The following is a 523-nucleotide window of genomic DNA, read 5'->3' as shown; positions in this document are numbered from 1 at the left end:
CGCTCCCATGTAACTTCGCTCTCCGATGCGTGGCCGCAGCCTTGATCCGACCGGCTTCCAGCCTCTGCCGTCATCCCAGAAAGCTTTGTCTTTTGCGTCAGGGACTCCGTCAGCCACGGCATCGAGATCGATATCCTGAGTCAGTTCAAAACCGATGCATCCGTCCTCCGGGCAGCCCTTGCTGTAGCCATTCAGGCTGTGGCCCTTCAGAGAGCGGTCATATATCAGGTAATAAAAGTCGTCGGCCGAATTGATCTCAATCAGACCATCGCCATCGATATCCAGATCAGCTCGTTTTTTGAAAGACAGTGACGAAACAGAAACGGCCGCGATTAACAGCGGGGACAACAGGCCAACTAACAGCGGGGGCAGCAGGCCTACAAACGGGCGGGTCATCGTCAGACATCCTTGTGACCAATGAATTGAGCGGGCAATTCTACACCGGATGACCTGACGATAAATGCGATCTCCCGCACTTTTTGTCCCACCCTTCTTTCCACCCTTCTCTCCCCCCCCCCCTTTC

At 54.9% G+C, this 523-nt stretch carries 1 protein-coding gene; it reads right to left on the bottom strand.

Annotated features, from left to right (window positions below; all coding sequences use genetic code 11):
* On the bottom strand, positions 1–396 hold a 396-nt coding region (locus B2Z72_RS12255), incomplete at its 3' end, for a hypothetical protein (RefSeq protein WP_297004939.1).
* Positions 397–523 lie beyond the last annotated feature (127 nt).

The organism is Thalassolituus sp. UBA6592 (assembly GCF_002433655.1).
Lineage (GTDB): Bacteria > Pseudomonadota > Gammaproteobacteria > Pseudomonadales > Oceanobacteraceae > Venatoribacter.
Note: the sequence above shows the minus strand (reverse complement) of the source record. Positions and strands in the feature narration are given on the sequence as shown.